Raw genomic sequence first — 15876 nt, forward strand, 5'->3', positions numbered from 1 at the left:
CAATATACGACTATATAAACACAATATAATAAGAGTTTTAAGCTCAAATGCAGTATATACTCGGGTTATAGAACTTACTATAAACCAATATTGGAGTGGTACACAAGATGAAGGATACAATGCGTATAGGTACATTAGTTGGTGGCGGAGATGCTGTTAGAGTGATTCCGCAAATCGTAGGTCATGGCTTCGAATCTTTTAGCTTAACCTTCTGGCAGACTACAGGTGAAACAGATCTTGTGGAAACTGGTAAGCGTGTGCAAGAACTTGCGGCAAAACATGATTTTGTGATTTCATCGGTTGGCATCTTTGGCAATCCTTTGACGAATACGGGTGACAATTCCGATGCATTAGCGAGCTGGGAACGGCTTATTGATCATGCTCATGTATTTGGTACTGATATGGTATCAGGATTCACGGGACGACTACCAGGAGTGTCCATTGATGAATCGATTCCGAAGTTTGCCGAGGTATTTGGTGAGCTGACAAAAAGAGCAGCAGATCGCGGAGTAAGAATTGCTTTTGAGAACTGTTCCATGGATGGCAATTGGACTTCAGGGGACTGGAATATCGCTCATCATCCAATAGCCTGGGAAAAGATGTTTAACGCTGTCCCTGCCGACAATATGGGACTCGAATGGGAGCCTTGCCATCAGATGGTGCAGTTGATTGACCCGATTCCACAGCTGCGCAAATGGACAGATAAGATTTTCCATGTACACGGCAAGGATGCCACCATCGCTTGGGATATTGTAAAAGAATATGGAATCCACGGCCCGAAACCTTATGTATGGCACCGTACTCCGGGTTTTGGTGATACGAACTGGACGGATGTGATCTCCATTTTGCGTCAGGCTGGTTATAAAGGCACCATTGATATTGAAGGTTGGCATGATCCTGTCTATCGGGATGAACTGGAAATGATGGGTCAAGTACATGCCTTGAATCATTTAAAACAATGCCGCGGAGGCAGCTTTGTGCCTAATCCGCTTTAATAAGTCAGGGGGAGAAATATGACAGCACAGTATCGGGTAGTAGTTGCAGGTTGCGGAGGAATGGCTAATGCATGGATTGAATACGCTTTATTGCGTCCAGATACTAAGATCGTTGCTCTAGTAGATATAAGGTTGGAGTCAGCTGAGGCGATGGCCGTGAAGCATGGGATTTCATGTCTGACGTTTACGGATATTAAGCAGGCGATACAGGAGACCGCAGCAAATCTCATCTTTGACGTTACTGTTCCAGGAAGTCATTTCAATATTTCTAGCACTGCATTGGAACTTGGATGTAATGTGTTTAGTGAGAAACCTTTAGCTGAGACTATGGAGGAATGTAATAAGATTGTTGAGATCTCGGAACGGACTGGAAACGCTCATGCTGTGATGCAGAACCGCCGTTATGATCCTCGTATTCGTTCTTTAAGAAAAATCATAGAATCAGGAACGATTGGTAGAACAGGATTTATCGGTGCAAGCTTTTTCCTTGGGGCTCATTTCGGGGGATTCCGTGATGTTATGAAAAGTCCGTTGCTGCTGGATATGGCGATTCATACCTTCGACCAGGCCCGGTTTATTAGTGGCGCGAACCCTGTGTCCGTATACTGTCAGGAGTTTAATCCTCCCGGTTCATGGTATGAGGGGAATGCTTCGGCAGTGTGCATTTTCGAGATGTCCGACGGTTCAATATTTACCTATCAGGGATCTTGGTGTGCAGAAGGTGCATCCACGTCATGGGAAGCTTCTTGGCGGGTTAACGGGGAGAAAGGAACCGCAATCTGGGATGGTCATGAGCTGCCATATGCTGAGGTAGTTACTGCAGGAGATCAGAGTGATAAGTTCATTCGTGACGTAAAGCGTGTAAATGGTGAAAACGTTGAGATGAGTAAAACATTCCATCAAGGGTGTTTGGATGAGATGTTCTTGTCATTAGCAGAGCAACGTCCTGCAGAGACGAATTGTAGAGATAATCGGTATAGTATGGCAATGGTGTTCGGAGCGCTGGAAAGTGCTGAATCTGGCCGGAAAATCGATCTAGTGGAGTTTTGAGATTGACTTCTGTTACTACAATCGCCAGCAAGGAGATCAAAATGAATATTAGAGCTTACCGAGAATCGGATCTTAGTCAAATTGTCTCATTGTTCTACGAAACAGTTCATTCCGTAAACAAACAAGACTACTCACAGGAACAGCTGGATGCTTGGGCACCTAAAGAGGAAGAGGCCCTTAAGCTTAATACTTGGAGAGCTTCTTTACGTCAAAATATCACTTATGTAGCCGAAATTGATAATATTATTGTGGGCTTTTCTGATATGACAGCAGAAGGACATTTGGATCGATTATATGTTCACAAGGATTACCAAGGGCAAGGTGTAGCCTCTGCATTGGCGAATAAGCTTGAATTAAAAGCAAAAGAACAGGGTCTTTATGAAATGGATACCGAAGCAAGCATCACTGCTAAACCTTTTTTTGAACGATTGGGGTACCAGCTTATTGCGAAACAAAGTATAGAACGAAAAGGTGTTCTGTTGGTCAATTATAGGATGAGCAAAAAAATAATGGGATTCAAAAAAAGCAGGTTGCTCATTAGAGCAGTCTGCTTTTTATGATAAGAAGGATATTCAAATTTACCCATCAATCAAGTTCATTAATGCTACAGTATCAAATCGATCCCCTTGCACTAACCATTTACCGTCCACATCAAAGAGAGTCAATATACCTTCCAAAGGTACACGTTTACTTTCTTTGTCATCCTTATCCAATAAAACAAGATCCACCGTATATTTTAACTCGACAATATCCTTTTTTTGTTCGGAAAGGTTGAATTTTAGGTTTTCCGGTTTTAAAGAAAGCTTTTGTGTATCAGCGATTTTAAATGGGATAGTTGTAATTCGGTTCGCTATAGCTTTTTCGGAAAAGTATTCTGTAAAATACGGTTTCATCTCTTCATTTCGCGCAAGAATGGATTCATCAGACATTAAATCCTCAGAAGCCTTGACGGTATATTCTACATTTTTATATTTCTCTGCGGCTTTAGTAGCATCATCTACTTCTGAACTACATCCCATAATTAACGCCAGGGATAATAATATCATGCTTAATATCAACGGTGATTTACGCATTAGTACACCCCCAATGTATTTGATCTTGCATTATTATACTTATATTACCATGTTGTGGTTTCATAATTTCAAGAAGAAAATGATTCAAATCCCTAAATATGGTATGGTGTAAATATGATCGTAAATTTGAGGAGATTAAACTAAAAAGTAGAATCGAAAGGATTATTAAAATGAACACAACCTTAAAATTTACTCACGGGAATAAAGTAGGACTGATTGCTTGTTCAGATGGTGTGAGAGTAGAAAACCTAGCAAAAGTAGAGGAATTAAAAAGAGTTTTGCATTCATTTGGACTCCATGTAGTGGTGGCTAATACTTTGTTTAGAAAAGAGGGTTATTTCAGCGGCAATCCCATGGAAAGAGCAGTGGAGCTGAATCAACTATTTAAAAATACTGAAATTAGCGCGATATTCGATATTTCAGGTGGGGATTCTGCCAATCAGATCTTAGAGTACATAGACTATGAAAGTATCCGAATGACCCCCAAACCCTTTTTCGGAATGAGTGATTTGTCAGTTATTTTGAACGCTTTATATACGCAAAATAATTCGAAATCCTATCATTATCAGTTGATGAATTTAGTGTCTTCTGATGGGGCGGAGCAGCAAAGGGCTTTTTATCGAACATTCTTCGAGGGTCAAAACGATCTTTACGATTTCCGGTATCATTGGGTTCGTGGTAACCAGATGAGCGGGATAGTAATCGGGGGGAATATTCGCTGTTTTTTGAAGCTGGCAGGGACAAGCTATTTTCCGGATCCTTCGGACAAAATTTTATTGTTGGAGAGTTTAAGTGGCAGAGCTAACAAAATAGTCTCCTTTTTTGCTCAGCTCCAGCAATTGAAATATTTTGATGCTTGTGCTGGATTGATTCTAGGGTCGTTTTCAGAACTTGAGAACTTTAATGAATTCCCGATAGTAGAAGAGTATGTGAAGGAAATTAGCCATTCCGCCTCCATTCCTATCATAAAGACAGCTGAGCTTGGGCATGGCAGTAACAGTAAGTGTATTGTTGTTGGTGATAAAATCACTTTGTAAAATTCTTTATCAAATTCCTCTTGCCAGAGAACTTGGAAATGGAGCATATTTATTGAAATCAGAGCGAGTACATAATACATTTGTAAAGTAATTTAATAAAGTGATTTAAAGGAGGGGTATGATGTCAACACACGATTATCTATCAAAAGAAGAATTGAAAGATGCGATTCATATTGCCTATCAGTCTCTTGATCATGAATTTAATGGCATTGAGAACTCCCAAAGAGACAATCGTATGGAAGGGGTTGATCGTACCCCAGCAGAAATCATTGCTTATCAATTGGGCTGGTTGCATCTTGTTATGAAATGGGATAAGGATGAAAAAGCAGGGTTAACCGTTATTACACCTTCACCAGATTATAAATGGAATCAACTTGGCGGATTATATCAATCGTTTTATCATACATATGCTGCCTACTCATTAGATGAGTTAAGATCTTTATTTCAAGAGACAGAACATCAGTGGCAGAACTGGATTGATTCTTTAAGTGATGAAGAACTTTTTACGCAAGGCGTGCGGAAATGGACAGGAAACAATCCAAGATGGCCAATGGTCAAATGGATTCATATTAATTCAGTAGCACCGTTTAAGACTTTTCGTTCTAAGATTCGCAAATGGAAAAAGCTTAATGTAACTAAGGAAGTATAAAAGGACGGATGATTTTTGAAGAAGATATCTATTATTGTAAGTACATTTATATTTTTGATTGCATTAAGCTCGATTATATTTGTCGTAGTAAACAACTCTTCTAAACCCATTAAGAGTCCTGAGAACATTGAACTAAAAGAGTTGGCGAATGGAAACAAAATTCAAGTGGACTTTTCGGAGAAACCGACTGTATTCGTATTTTTCACCTCATGGTGTCCATATTGTAATGACGACGCTCCTAAGATTGTCTCATTGTATGAGAAATATAAAAATAGAGTGAACATATACGGAATCAATTTGCTTTATCAAGATGATCTTTCTGAAGTAAAACAATACGTGGCGGATTACAACATAAAGTATCCTGTTCTCCTAGATGAAACAGGTGATCTCCATAAACAATTTGGTGAACAAGCTTTTCCTGCGTTGTTTTTTATAAACTCTGATGGCAAGGTTATGGATCAAATTATTGGCTCGACTGATTTTGACGCAATTGAGAGCTCGTTTAAGATTTTCATTAAAAACTATGATTAAGGAGGTTGAAATGAATACGACCCATTTAAAAGTTTTTGCAGCAAAAGATCAATCGGATGTGGATATATTTTGGGGACTTTTTAATAGTTACATTAATGAATTATCTCTCCACGTATCTATGGGCGATGATTTTGACCTGGATTACTTTTATTCAGACGAGTATAGAGAGATCATTGAAGAGCTAAGAACAAGAGATATAAATCCTTTAAATTTGTTTCTTATACATAAGGACGGTTCTGTGCTTGGATTTTTAATGTATGTTACTTATTTTGATGAGGGTGGAAAGTGTTTTTTAATGGAGTATTATATTGAACCTACGTATCGGAATTTAGGGTATGGTGAATTTGCCTATTCAATGGTCGAAAAACATGTTTATGCAGACGGTGCAAAGTATATCGAGTTAACCCCGACTAATGATGCAAATGAAAGGTTTTGGCGCAGTGTGGGGTATATGAAATCAACGGATATGGATGAGGATCATAAATACATTTATCGGAAATCACTTTGTATCTAAACCGTAAGGAGTTAATCCCTATGATCAAAAAAAGAAAGAAACTCATAATCATCACCGCATTTCTTTCATTTTTTCTTCTGATGCTGATTGTTGTCTATATGATAAATCCTCAACCTTTTATGTAGAACCAGATTTTTCAGAGGTCACAACAACGATACTTTTGAACGATATTGATCCAGACGGATTTAACTTCGATGTGATCGCCCATTCAGAAATTAATAGATGGTTTGGAATCTTTGTCAGGTTTAGTGGAGCTTATTGATGGATTAAATAATGGAAAAGATTTCAAAACAATCTATAAATCAATCGAATCCCAAAGCTAGGAGGTTGAGATGAAGAAATTCATTATTGTAATTCTAGCCATAATTGCTTTATTGCCATTACATGCGGTCTCCGCGGATTGGGCCGGTTCGTTTGTTGTTTATTCAGGTGACATCTACGAAATATCAGACGATGAACTCATCCCCTTCGAAGAAATCGATAAGAAGATAGGGCATGTAACTAAATATTCCGATGAGGAAGGCACGTACAGGGGAAATTTCTCGAATATTTATCCTAAAGGTACGCCCTACTACTCAATTATCAATACCGATCCAAAAGATTACATTGCTATTAAGACCCAAGAGGATATCTTTGTAAAAGCTTATAATAAAGGCCATTATCCCAATGATGAATTGGTTAAAAAAACGATTTGGATGTATTTCTTATTGGGGACATCGGTTATCGTCTTATTAATAATTTGGATAATGAAGCGGAAGAAAGCAGTGTTGTAGCTAGAACGGCGTGGTGGAAAATTCAAGTTCAAAGGGTGAATCTAGTGGAAGAAGCATCTAGTCTAATCAAAAAATTATCATGGCACACACGCGAAGAGGAAAAGGAAGATGCAATTAATAAGCTACAATATATAAAGGATGAAGCTTTGCATTTATTAGTACAACCTATATCAAAAGACTATTGGGATGGAGCGGCTGAAACAGTCATACGTTTAGGATATCCACGTGTGAAAAGCATATTGCCGGGTTTGCTTGAATGGATACAAGATTTAAATTGGCCAGGTGCGGGGGAAATAGCTGATTTTTTACTTGAAATAGGGGATCCGATGATTCCATATGTTAAAGATGTACTAAATCAACACAGCGATGATCAAGAATGGGTGTATTGGATTTTCGAAAAATTAATTGATCATTGGAACACGAAACAAGTCCAACAGATACAAGCAGAATTAATTAAGATTTCACAGGAAAAAGCCAATGACCTATCGGCATTAAGAATCTTATTAACTCACGGTATATACGCAAAAGATGTGGTCTGTGAAATAATCCAGCACAAAAAAGATGTCCTTGTATTTGAACTCAAGGAACTTCATGATACTCATCTTGAAATTGATTGTGAAGCTCTTCATAAAGAATTCTTAAATCAGCAGCCTAATGTAATTAAACAGTTTTATGAGCACAATAAAGACCGTTTTTATATATGTAATGCGATATCTAACCGCCAAGAAGTTTTAAGAGAAATAGAAATTTTTACTGCTGAGTTTCTCACTTCGTGAAGTTATCAAGCTTTGAAATAAATTGAAAGGAGACTAACCAATGAACAACATAAAAGTACTTCATTATGATGCTTTTTCTCCTTATCCCAACAAAGGAAATCCAGCTGGTGTAGTATTAGATGCGGCTCATTTGAGCGAAAGTGACATGCAAGCGATAGCTCATAAGGTCGGTTTTAACGAAACAGTTTTTGTAGTCTCATCAGATGTAGCTGATTTAAGGCTTAAGTATTTTACGCCAGCCCATGAGATCAATCTTTGTGGACATGCTACAATGGCATCTTTATTTGCTTTAAAAACAAAGGGGATCCTTGGTGAGGCTGGCTCGATAAAGATCGAAACAAACGTGGGGGTGCTACCCATTCAATTCAGTATGGTAACTTCATGATTGAAATTGATTGTCTGGGAGAAATCTGTCCAGTACCAGTAATGATGTTAAAAAAACATCAAAAAGCCATTCAAAATGGCGAACAGGTGATGCTGGTTACTGATCATAGCTGCGCAAAAGTTTCCATCACGGATTACTGTCGTGGTTCAAATTTGAAATGTACCATCCAAGAAGTTATTAATGGGGTATGGGAGATTACGATTGAGATATAAGTTCAACACAATGTATCAATCAATGTCTTTTCTATATAACGAATTAATTGTTTCGTATCATTGTCACAACGCTGATTATGTTTTTTTACCATGTAGACATCGTTATTTACTTGGAACTGATCAATATGAATAATCTTGAGTTGTTTACTATACAACTCTTTTTTTATGGACATATAAGGCAGAAAGGCAACACCATGTCCTCTAATTGCAGCAAGCTTTACCGCCTCAAGGGAGTCCAGATTAAACAGTATGTTTAATTTAAGCTCACTCGCAGATATGTTATTTAAAGCCCTTTGCACACAATGAAGCTGTGAGGACCAGATTAACGGATATTTAGGGAGCTCATTCAGTGTGATTTTATCAGGACAAACGGTCGTACTGCTTGCCACTAGCATAACTTGATCAGAAAACACCATATTGGAGCTTAATTCAGATTTCGGGGAAGGTCCGGAAATAAAGCCAACATCACCTTCTTCAAGAAGCAAACGTTCTTCTACTAGTGACGATGCCCCTTCGTTTAGAGTGATATGGCAATTGGGAAAATGCTTTTTTACCTCATATAAGGTACATGGCAGGGCATAATTACAGACTTCTGGAATCGCATAAATAGACAGCTCATGTTGTGTTGGCTGTAAATGATTGATCTCTGTGACCATATCATCATACAATTTACAGATTTGCTCCGCATACTTCTCTGCTATAATCCCTGCTTCTGTTAGGCTGGCCCCTTTATTACTTCTCACAAAAAGCTCAGAACCCAAGGTATTCTCCCAGGATTTCAACTGCTGACTCAGTGCGGATTGGGTGATATGAGATTTCTGAGCGGCTTTAGATATACTTTTTAACGAAGCAATATCTAAAAATAATTTAAGCGTTTCCATATTCATACTTATTCCTCCTGTTGCCCGCTGTTAGTGCAAACTATAGCATACTTGATTACGCTCCATCTGTGCCATTAGTAACACTTATACAGCATAAAGAAAGCAGATAACCACAGCGCAAATAAGTATGTTACTATTTTCACATAGTCAATTACATAAAACGATGGAGGTGTTAGACTATGGGGCAAACCGTAAGTCCCGAAACGAAATCAATCCGAACCAGAGCTCCTAGAAAACCTAAAAAGAGTCAGTTGCCCATCGCGTTGCTGGTCACAGTTCTCATTATTGGGTTTGGTTTTTTCCTAGACCATTCCCACGATAAAATGGTTGTCTACCTGCTTTTCGGTATTTCGTTTGGCGTTATTTTGCAAAGATCACGTTTCTGTTTTACTGCATCACTTAGAGATCCATGTATTACAGGCAGCACATCGGTAACAAGAGCTGTACTGATAGCATTTTCTCTCGCTACGATCGGATTTACAGCCATAAAGTATCCAGCATTCCTGGAAGGTAAACCGATTCCTGGGATGGATAATGTGGGTCAAATCAGTTTTGCTTTGATAATTGGCGCAGTATTATTCGGAATTGGCATGGTTATTGCAGGGGGTTGCGCTTCGGGTACATTGATGCGTGTAGGTGAAGGATTCACGATGCAGATGTTGTCACTTGTGTTTTTTGTCATTGGGTCACTTTGGGGATCACATGATATGGGTTGGTGGAGAGCTAACGTTATAAAGGATGCACCCACTGTATTTTTACCAGACGTCTTTGGTTGGCTTGGAGCGCTAGTTGTTCAGTTCCTGATCATTCTTCTGTTGTACATCGCTGCAGTTAAATGGCAAGAGAAAAAGATGGGAAGCGCAGATTAGTTTAAGTTATTACGTGAATATTTTCACTATTAGGAATTTTAAAAAATATAAAAGGTGGTTTTTAAGATGGCTGAATTTACACTTGATTGCCTGGGAGAAGCTTGTCCGGTACCGTTAATGAGAACAGAGAAGAAAATGACTGAACTAAATGTTGGAGACGTTCTAGTTGTTGCTATTGATCATAGCTGCGCAATGAAAAACGTACCAGAATGGGCGAGAAAACAGGGACATAATGTGGAAATCGAAGAGGTCGATGATGGCGAGTGGGAAGTTGTTATTGAGAAGGTAAAATAGGATCGCTAAGTAGGAAAGGACGGTGAATGAAACGGTGAACGAATTCTGGTTGAAGATATCGTCTAACCGCTTTTACAAGCAATTGCTCAAAGAACCGTTTACTTATGTAACTGGAGCTGTACTTCTCGCTGTGTTCGCTACAGCACATCTGGCTGTTTTCTCAAAAGGATGGGGAGTAACCAGCGCCTTCGCGGACTGGGGAGCTTGGGCGTATCGACTGGTAGGAGGAAATGTAGATAACTGGGCTTACTTTAGTACGGAGAAAGCTCAAAAAACATTATCTTCCGGATTTTTGAATGATGGTGGGTCTATTCGAAATGTAGGGATTATCTTAGGTGCATTAGCAGCGACATTGTTTGCTTCCGAGTTCAAGCTTAAGAAAATTAAGTCCAAAAAGCAGGTAGTGGCGGCTGTACTTGGTGGGTTGCTCATGGGGTACGGAGCTAGACTGGCTAATGGATGTAATATAGGTGCATTATTTACGGCTATAGCTTCTTTATCGCTTTCAGGCTGGATTTTTGGATTGTTCCTGCTGGTTGGTGCATTTATAGGCAGTAAATTATTAGCCAAATTCTTTATGTAAAAGTGAAATAGACTGAGCTTATAGTGCTGACGAGAGTCAGCCTATTTTATTGAAATCATAGTCTACACAGGAGGGTCAATTGAAATGGAAAAGAAGACAGAACAGTATGATGTCGTCATTATCGGTGGCGGGGCTGCTGGATTAACAGCAGGGATCTATTGTGGACGAGCAAAATTGAAGACACTTCTTTTGGAAAAATCGCTGGTAGGCGGTCTTGCGACTTATACTAATGAAATAGAAAATTATCCTGGTTTTCCTGAAGGAACGACCGGAACAGATCTTATGGGATTATTTCATAAACAAGCCAAAAAATTTGGTGTTGATTTCAAAATGACAGATGTCAAATCTGTCTCGGCAGCGGAAGAGATAAAAGTAGTGGAAACCTTTCGGGTTCGATATGAATGTAAAGTCATTATCATAGCCAGTGGAGGAAAACCAAGAATTACAGGTGCAGCTAATGAAGATATGTTCTTATATGATAAAGGAATTTCCTTCTGTGCAACCTGTGACGCTGCGGCAAATACGGGGAAAACAGTTATGGTCGTTGGCAGTGGTGATGCAGCTATTGAGGAAGGGATGTTTCTGACTAAGTTTGCAGATAAAGTGATCGTATCTGTCATGCATGATCATGGGAAAATGGATTGTAATGAAATTGCCAAAACGCAGGCACTAGAAAACCCTAAAATGAAATTCATGTGGAATACGGTGGTAAGTTCTTTCGAAGGTGAGGAACGTTTGAATTCCGTCGTCCTGAAAAATTTAAAATCTAATGAACTGCAAAGCGTTAAGGTCGATTCATGTTTCTTATTTATTGGATACACCCCGAACACAGAAGTTTTATCAGGGGTAGTAGACTTAAATCGTAATGGATATGTACTTATTAATGAGAAAATGGAAACGAATATACCTGGGGTCTTTGCAGCAGGAGATGTGTGCGATAGATTTCTAAAACAAGTTGCTACCGCTGTTGGCGATGGTGCCATTGCAGGGTATGGTGCAGAGAAGTATATCTCTGAATGTGAGGTGTATGAGCATCAAATTCTGAATCAAGGCAAAGCATCTGTTGTTTATTTATGGAATGCCACAGATCCTTCCTGTCGGGAGTTATTGCCTTTAATTGAGGGATTTGAGCAATCCCATTCGGATGTCAGGGTCACAAAGGTAGATGTATATAAGTCACCCGGACTTGCTGCCAAGCTAGGGATAGATTCAGTTCCTTCTATTGTTTATCTGGATAATGGGAAGGTCCAAAAAGTAATTACTGAAAAGATAAATGAAGAAATACTGAGGACTCTTGCTAATTAAGGAGAAAGTCAAAGACACATGCAGATGTTATCTCTGTATGTGTCTTTTTTTATTCAAGCTTAAGGAATATGAGACGAGCTAATGCAAGAGAGTGTCAAAGTATCAATAATAGTTGTTTTGTCATATATTTTTGAAAGCGCTTAAACCTTATGATTATTTTATAAATGTTGCAACTATAGCGGAGGGAGAAAGGACATCAATTATCTGTACATATCTTCAAAATCATCACAAGGAGGATTCACCTATGGCGAACGCAAGCGTCGCACCAGACAAGAGATCCGGACCGAATCTAAACAAGCAACGAACTAGCGGGATCAGACGCTTTTTTAAGCAAATAGATCTACAGCTTATGGTATTGCCAGCACTTGTTCTAGTTTTTATTTTTGCCTATATCCCCATGTACGGGATTCTAATTGCATTCCAGGATTACAAGTTAGGGAATAGCTTTATTAGCAGTGACTGGGTTGGCTTAAAGCACTTTATTTACTTCTTTAATGCTCCTGAATTTGAAGTGGTTATGAAAAATACAATCATCATCAGCTTACTGAAGTTTTGTTTTGGATTTCCTGCACCGATTATTTTGGCGTTAATGCTGAACGAAGTCCGTAAGATGTTCTTTAAACGGGTGATTCAGACCGTTACTTACTTGCCTCACTTCTTATCTTGGGTAGTTATCGGCTCAATGGTTACCTCGATGTTATCCGTAGATAACGGCAGTATAAATATGCTGCTTGAGAAATTGAAATTCATTGATGAACCGATCAACTTCCTTTCCATGACAGAATATTTCTGGGGCATTTTAGTTACAACCAATGTATGGAAAGAAATTGGATTTGCTTCAATCGTGTACTTAGCTGCCATTGCTGGTATTGACCCGCATTTATACGAAGCGGCTTCGATGGATGGTGCAAGTCGGTTTAAACAGATATATTTGATAACGTTGCCTTCAATTATGCCAGTTGTAATCATCTTTATGATTTTGGCAATCGGTAATCTGGTGAATGCAGGATTCGAAGATATTTTGATCCTAGCTTCCAATCCAGCTCTGCGAGAAGTGTCAGATTCAGTTGATGTATATGTTGTACGTGTCGGTATAGACAATTTCAGGTACTCCTATGCGACTGCTATCGGATTGTTCAAGGCCGTGATCAGCGTGACATTACTTACCTTTGCCAACTTCATTGCCAGAAGAGCAGGGAACAGCTTGTGGTAATGAATTACTCAATATAGGGGGACCAAACTATGAAACGTATTAATATAGGAGATCGAATATTTATAGGATTCATATATGTATTTTTGACCTTCCTGGCATTTTCCGCTTTTTATCCATTTTGGAACTCACTTGTTATTTCCTTTAATGAGGGGATGGATACTTCGAAAGGTGGAGTTACTTTCTGGGTCCGTGAGTTCACGCTTGAGAATTATAAGATCGTTTTTGAAGATTCTCGTCTAATGGGTGGATTCGTCATTGCTACATTGCGGACAGTAATCGGTACAGTAACAGCGATACTGGCCACTTCGATATTCGCTTATGGAATGTCGAAGCGTGAACTGATGGGTCGCAAATACTACATGATTATGTGTATCATTACTATGTATTTCGGTGGGGGACTCATTCCGTCTTACATGCTTATCAGAAGTTTAGGTCTCTTCAACTCATTTTGGGTGTTTATAATTCCTGCACTGGTCAGCGTATGGAATATGATCATATTCCGGACCTTCTTTCAAGGCCTTCCACAAGGTTTAGAGGAGTCAGCAAAGATTGACGGTTGCGGATATTGGGGGACTTTTGTCCGCATCGTACTTCCTTTGTCGGGACCAGTTATAGCAACATTATCTTTGTTCACAGCAGTAAATCACTGGAATGAGTGGTTCGTAGCGAGTATTTACATTACGAAAGAGGAGTTAATGCCGATTCAGACCATCTTAAGACAGATATTGTTCTCTAATATTGCTTCAGAACAGCTGTCTAATGTAGATGCAAGCTCCATTGCTCATATTAACTCGGCAAAGAAAATAACCTCGAAGTCATTAACGATGGCTACGATCATGGTTGCAACCATTCCGATTGTATGTGTGTATCCATTCCTACAAAGATTCTTCGTTAAAGGGGTCTTGGTCGGATCATTGAAAGAGTAGGATGATAGAATGAGAATGGGTTTAGAGCGTATTGCTTTGAACATAGATTACAAATTGAAAGGGGAAAATACATTGAAGACTAAGAGAAAGATGCTTCTCGGTATGATGTCTACCTTGCTATTAACGACTTTGGTGGCGGGTTGTGGTGGCAACAATTCAAGCGCTCCGGCGGCAACTGCTGAACCAGAGAAAGAAGGAGGAACAGCGGTCAACACAGCAACTGAAGCACCTGCGGCTGATTTGTATGAATTAGGGAAAGAACCGCTTGAAGTCTCATTCTACGGAAATTACGGCTGGTATCAAATGCCGAAATGGGGCAAAGATGCTGCTTCTAAATGGATTTTAGATAATCTGAAGATCAATGTCACAGGAATTAGCTCTGGTGGTAATAACGCTCAAAAGCTGCAAACGATGATCGTTGGTAACGAGCTGCCGGATATTGTGTGGACCGAGAAAGGTGCTGACGTAGAACGTCTTCGCCAAGCGGATATGCTAGTTCCTTTGGATGAATATATTGATAAATATCCAAACTTTAAGAAATACTTAACAGCTGGACATTTGGAATTGCTTCGTTCCCCTGATGGGAAGATCTATCAGCTGCCGAATTATTATACAACTCAGCCAAACGGAAATGCCGGTTATGCTATTAATAAAAAGATTTACAAAGAGCTTGGTTCTCCTAAGCTAGAAACGACAGATGATTTGTATGCTTATTTAAATGCTGTTAAGGCGAAGTTCCCTGACGTTATTCCGTTCGAGACGGGTTTAGCGAGAGATGGTAACGGAATTGACCAGTTATTCTCCTCTTTTAAAGAGAGTAATCTGTCGTATACTAGAATATACGCCGTACCTGATGGCGACAAAATGGGTTCGATATACAAGGATGAAGGATTCCGTGAGTCAGTTGTATTTGCTGCTAAATTAATGCGTGAGAAGCTAATGACGCAGGATGCGAATACTCAAACAGAAGATCAAATTAGAGAGAAAGCGATGAATGGCAAGTTTGCTGTTATTGCGACTTTTGATCCAATGAAATTGCTCGCCACTGCTGATGAAGAGATGAAGAAGACGGATCCGGAAGCTGGATATATGTTTATTAAACCGATTTACAAAGCTGGTTTGGATCAAAGTAAGATTACTCCAGGAACGTATAATCAGTTAGGTTGGAACGTTGCTACAATCACTAAAAACGCTAAAAATCCAGAGGCTGTATTCGCTATGCTTGACTGGATGACAGGACCAGAAGGTTCTATGGTTCTTAACTGGGGACCTCCAGGACCAGAAGGGTATTGGGATGGATTTGAAGCAGATGGACTTACTCCTAAATTTAATAAAGATAAATATCTGAATGAGCCAGAAGCTCTGTCCGAAATTAACGGAAAAGCCGGTGACTTGGTATGGGTAGGTAATACTGTTTTCTTGGATAATACAAAGAAAATGATGTTGCAAACCCTTCCAGCTGACAAGATTGACTTTAGTAACCGTTGGCAGATGGAAGTAACTTGGGCTTCGCAAGGTGACTTTACGGAGTTCCTGAATTGGGATCCGGCTCCAGACAGTGAAGAAGGGATTATCAGACAAAGTGTCAGAGATATCTGGTTAACAGCAAGAGCAAAATCGATGTATGCGAAGACTGATGCAGAAGCATTAGCAATTCTTGATAAAGCACATGAAGATTCTATCAAGGTTGGCTATGAGAAATTCCTTGATTATGTAACAAAAGTATGGACAGAAAATAAGAAAGCTTTAGGTAAATAATAATTTGTAATACGAAGGTTTGCTATTTAGCAAGCCTTCGTTTTTACGTCCC

Annotated in this window: 19 protein-coding genes and 1 pseudogene; 18 read left to right on the forward strand and 2 right to left on the reverse strand. The window is 39.3% G+C overall.

Features of this window, described 5'->3' with window-relative positions; translation table 11 throughout:
* Positions 1-107 precede the first annotated feature (107 nt).
* From NSQ91_RS14825 to NSQ91_RS14835, 3 genes are read left to right on the forward strand one after another with little or no spacing between them, the layout of a single operon-like run.
* On the forward strand, positions 108-995 hold the full coding sequence (locus NSQ91_RS14825) for a sugar phosphate isomerase/epimerase family protein (RefSeq protein ID WP_076129303.1): 888 nt from the start codon (positions 108-110) through the stop codon (positions 993-995).
* Positions 996-1013: 18 nt separating this feature from the next.
* Positions 1014-2045 carry a Gfo/Idh/MocA family protein gene (locus NSQ91_RS14830; protein WP_076305053.1) on the forward strand — a complete coding sequence of 344 codons (1032 nt, stop codon included), beginning with the start codon at positions 1014-1016 and terminating at the stop codon, positions 2043-2045.
* Positions 2046-2086: 41 nt separating this feature from the next.
* Positions 2087-2605 (forward strand): GNAT family N-acetyltransferase, encoded by a 519-nt coding sequence (locus tag NSQ91_RS14835; RefSeq protein WP_076305079.1) that lies wholly within the window; start codon positions 2087-2089, stop codon positions 2603-2605.
* Between the two features lie 18 nt (positions 2606-2623).
* Here NSQ91_RS14835 and NSQ91_RS14840 read toward each other — a convergent pair whose 3' ends face one another.
* Positions 2624-3118, reverse strand: coding sequence for a hypothetical protein (locus tag NSQ91_RS14840; RefSeq protein ID WP_076217920.1), 495 nt, complete (start codon positions 3116-3118; stop codon positions 2624-2626).
* Positions 3119-3288: 170 nt separating this feature from the next.
* On the opposite strand from NSQ91_RS14840, the gene NSQ91_RS14845 reads away from it, so the two are divergent.
* From NSQ91_RS14845 to NSQ91_RS14880, 8 genes and pseudogenes are all read left to right on the forward strand, one after another.
* On the forward strand, positions 3289-4155 hold the full coding sequence (locus NSQ91_RS14845; protein ID WP_076281134.1) for a S66 family peptidase: 867 nt from the start codon (positions 3289-3291) through the stop codon (positions 4153-4155).
* 121 nt (positions 4156-4276) lie between these two features.
* A complete protein-coding gene (locus NSQ91_RS14850; protein WP_076305054.1) occupies positions 4277-4804 on the forward strand; it encodes a ClbS/DfsB family four-helix bundle protein in 528 nt (175 codons plus the stop codon).
* 15 nt (positions 4805-4819) lie between these two features.
* Positions 4820-5335, forward strand: coding sequence for a TlpA family protein disulfide reductase (locus NSQ91_RS14855; RefSeq protein ID WP_076194316.1), 516 nt, complete (start codon positions 4820-4822; stop codon positions 5333-5335).
* Positions 5336-5345: 10 nt separating this feature from the next.
* Positions 5346-5849, forward strand: coding sequence for a GNAT family N-acetyltransferase (locus NSQ91_RS14860; protein WP_076194313.1), 504 nt, complete (start codon positions 5346-5348; stop codon positions 5847-5849).
* Positions 5850-6181: 332 nt separating this feature from the next.
* Complete coding sequence (locus NSQ91_RS14865; protein WP_179086328.1) at positions 6182-6622, forward strand: hypothetical protein; 441 nt, start codon at positions 6182-6184, stop codon at positions 6620-6622.
* 44 nt (positions 6623-6666) lie between these two features.
* Positions 6667-7398, forward strand: a complete 732-nt coding sequence (locus NSQ91_RS14870) for a DUF5071 domain-containing protein (protein ID WP_076194311.1) — start codon at positions 6667-6669, stop codon at positions 7396-7398.
* Positions 7399-7438: 40 nt separating this feature from the next.
* Positions 7439-7765 (forward strand): annotated as a pseudogene (locus tag NSQ91_RS14875) (PhzF family phenazine biosynthesis protein); the annotation flags it as partial.
* 14 nt (positions 7766-7779) lie between these two features.
* Positions 7780-7995 (forward strand): sulfurtransferase TusA family protein, encoded by a 216-nt coding sequence (locus tag NSQ91_RS14880; RefSeq protein WP_076129310.1) that lies wholly within the window; start codon positions 7780-7782, stop codon positions 7993-7995.
* Positions 7996-7997: 2 nt separating this feature from the next.
* On the opposite strand, the gene NSQ91_RS14885 is transcribed toward NSQ91_RS14880, so the two are convergent.
* Positions 7998-8882 (reverse strand): LysR family transcriptional regulator, encoded by an 885-nt coding sequence (locus NSQ91_RS14885; RefSeq protein ID WP_076129311.1) that lies wholly within the window; start codon positions 8880-8882, stop codon positions 7998-8000.
* 173 nt (positions 8883-9055) lie between these two features.
* On the opposite strand from NSQ91_RS14885, the gene NSQ91_RS14890 reads away from it, so the two are divergent.
* The 7 genes from NSQ91_RS14890 to NSQ91_RS14920 all read left to right on the forward strand — a co-directional run bounded on the left by NSQ91_RS14890 (position 9056) and on the right by NSQ91_RS14920 (position 15824).
* Complete coding sequence (locus tag NSQ91_RS14890) at positions 9056-9745, forward strand: YeeE/YedE thiosulfate transporter family protein (RefSeq protein WP_076129312.1); 690 nt, start codon at positions 9056-9058, stop codon at positions 9743-9745.
* Positions 9746-9811: 66 nt separating this feature from the next.
* Positions 9812-10039, forward strand: coding sequence for a sulfurtransferase TusA family protein (locus tag NSQ91_RS14895; protein WP_076129313.1), 228 nt, complete (start codon positions 9812-9814; stop codon positions 10037-10039).
* Between the two features lie 22 nt (positions 10040-10061).
* On the forward strand, positions 10062-10622 hold the full coding sequence (locus NSQ91_RS14900; protein WP_232061338.1) for a YeeE/YedE thiosulfate transporter family protein: 561 nt from the start codon (positions 10062-10064) through the stop codon (positions 10620-10622).
* Positions 10623-10706: 84 nt separating this feature from the next.
* Positions 10707-11927 (forward strand): FAD-dependent oxidoreductase, encoded by a 1221-nt coding sequence (locus tag NSQ91_RS14905; protein ID WP_340918569.1) that lies wholly within the window; start codon positions 10707-10709, stop codon positions 11925-11927.
* A gap of 244 nt (positions 11928-12171) precedes the next feature.
* Complete coding sequence (locus tag NSQ91_RS14910; RefSeq protein WP_076129315.1) at positions 12172-13140, forward strand: ABC transporter permease; 969 nt, start codon at positions 12172-12174, stop codon at positions 13138-13140.
* Between the two features lie 29 nt (positions 13141-13169).
* A complete protein-coding gene (locus NSQ91_RS14915) occupies positions 13170-14066 on the forward strand; it encodes a carbohydrate ABC transporter permease (protein WP_076305055.1) in 897 nt (298 codons plus the stop codon).
* Positions 14067-14138: 72 nt separating this feature from the next.
* Positions 14139-15824, forward strand: coding sequence for an extracellular solute-binding protein (locus tag NSQ91_RS14920; RefSeq protein WP_175617374.1), 1686 nt, complete (start codon positions 14139-14141; stop codon positions 15822-15824).
* Positions 15825-15876: the final 52 nt, after the last annotated feature.

The organism is Paenibacillus sp. FSL R7-0048 (genome assembly GCF_038004505.1).
Taxonomy (GTDB): Bacteria; Bacillota; Bacilli; order Paenibacillales; family Paenibacillaceae; genus Paenibacillus_AQ; species Paenibacillus_AQ odorifer.

Excerpts from the sequence above, each read along its gene's own strand:
- NSQ91_RS14895 (WP_076129313.1), top strand. The coding sequence starts at position 9,812 with ATGGCTGAATTTACACTTGATTGCCTGGGAGAAGCTTGTCCGGTACCG.
- NSQ91_RS14905 (WP_340918569.1), top strand. The coding sequence starts at position 10,707 with ATGGAAAAGAAGACAGAACAGTATGATGTCGTCATTATCGGTGGCGGG.
- NSQ91_RS14840 (WP_076217920.1), bottom strand. The coding sequence starts at position 3,118 with ATGCGTAAATCACCGTTGATATTAAGCATGATATTATTATCCCTGGCG.
- NSQ91_RS14910 (WP_076129315.1), top strand. The coding sequence starts at position 12,172 with ATGGCGAACGCAAGCGTCGCACCAGACAAGAGATCCGGACCGAATCTA.
- NSQ91_RS14850 (WP_076305054.1), top strand. The coding sequence starts at position 4,277 with ATGTCAACACACGATTATCTATCAAAAGAAGAATTGAAAGATGCGATT.
- NSQ91_RS14865 (WP_179086328.1), top strand. The coding sequence starts at position 6,182 with ATGAAGAAATTCATTATTGTAATTCTAGCCATAATTGCTTTATTGCCA.
- NSQ91_RS14835 (WP_076305079.1), top strand. The coding sequence starts at position 2,087 with ATGAATATTAGAGCTTACCGAGAATCGGATCTTAGTCAAATTGTCTCA.
- NSQ91_RS14830 (WP_076305053.1), top strand. The coding sequence starts at position 1,014 with ATGACAGCACAGTATCGGGTAGTAGTTGCAGGTTGCGGAGGAATGGCT.
- NSQ91_RS14885 (WP_076129311.1), bottom strand. The coding sequence starts at position 8,882 with ATGAATATGGAAACGCTTAAATTATTTTTAGATATTGCTTCGTTAAAA.
- NSQ91_RS14880 (WP_076129310.1), top strand. The coding sequence starts at position 7,780 with ATGATTGAAATTGATTGTCTGGGAGAAATCTGTCCAGTACCAGTAATG.
- NSQ91_RS14860 (WP_076194313.1), top strand. The coding sequence starts at position 5,346 with ATGAATACGACCCATTTAAAAGTTTTTGCAGCAAAAGATCAATCGGAT.
- NSQ91_RS14915 (WP_076305055.1), top strand. The coding sequence starts at position 13,170 with ATGAAACGTATTAATATAGGAGATCGAATATTTATAGGATTCATATAT.
- NSQ91_RS14825 (WP_076129303.1), top strand. The coding sequence starts at position 108 with ATGAAGGATACAATGCGTATAGGTACATTAGTTGGTGGCGGAGATGCT.
- NSQ91_RS14845 (WP_076281134.1), top strand. The coding sequence starts at position 3,289 with ATGAACACAACCTTAAAATTTACTCACGGGAATAAAGTAGGACTGATT.
- NSQ91_RS14890 (WP_076129312.1), top strand. The coding sequence starts at position 9,056 with ATGGGGCAAACCGTAAGTCCCGAAACGAAATCAATCCGAACCAGAGCT.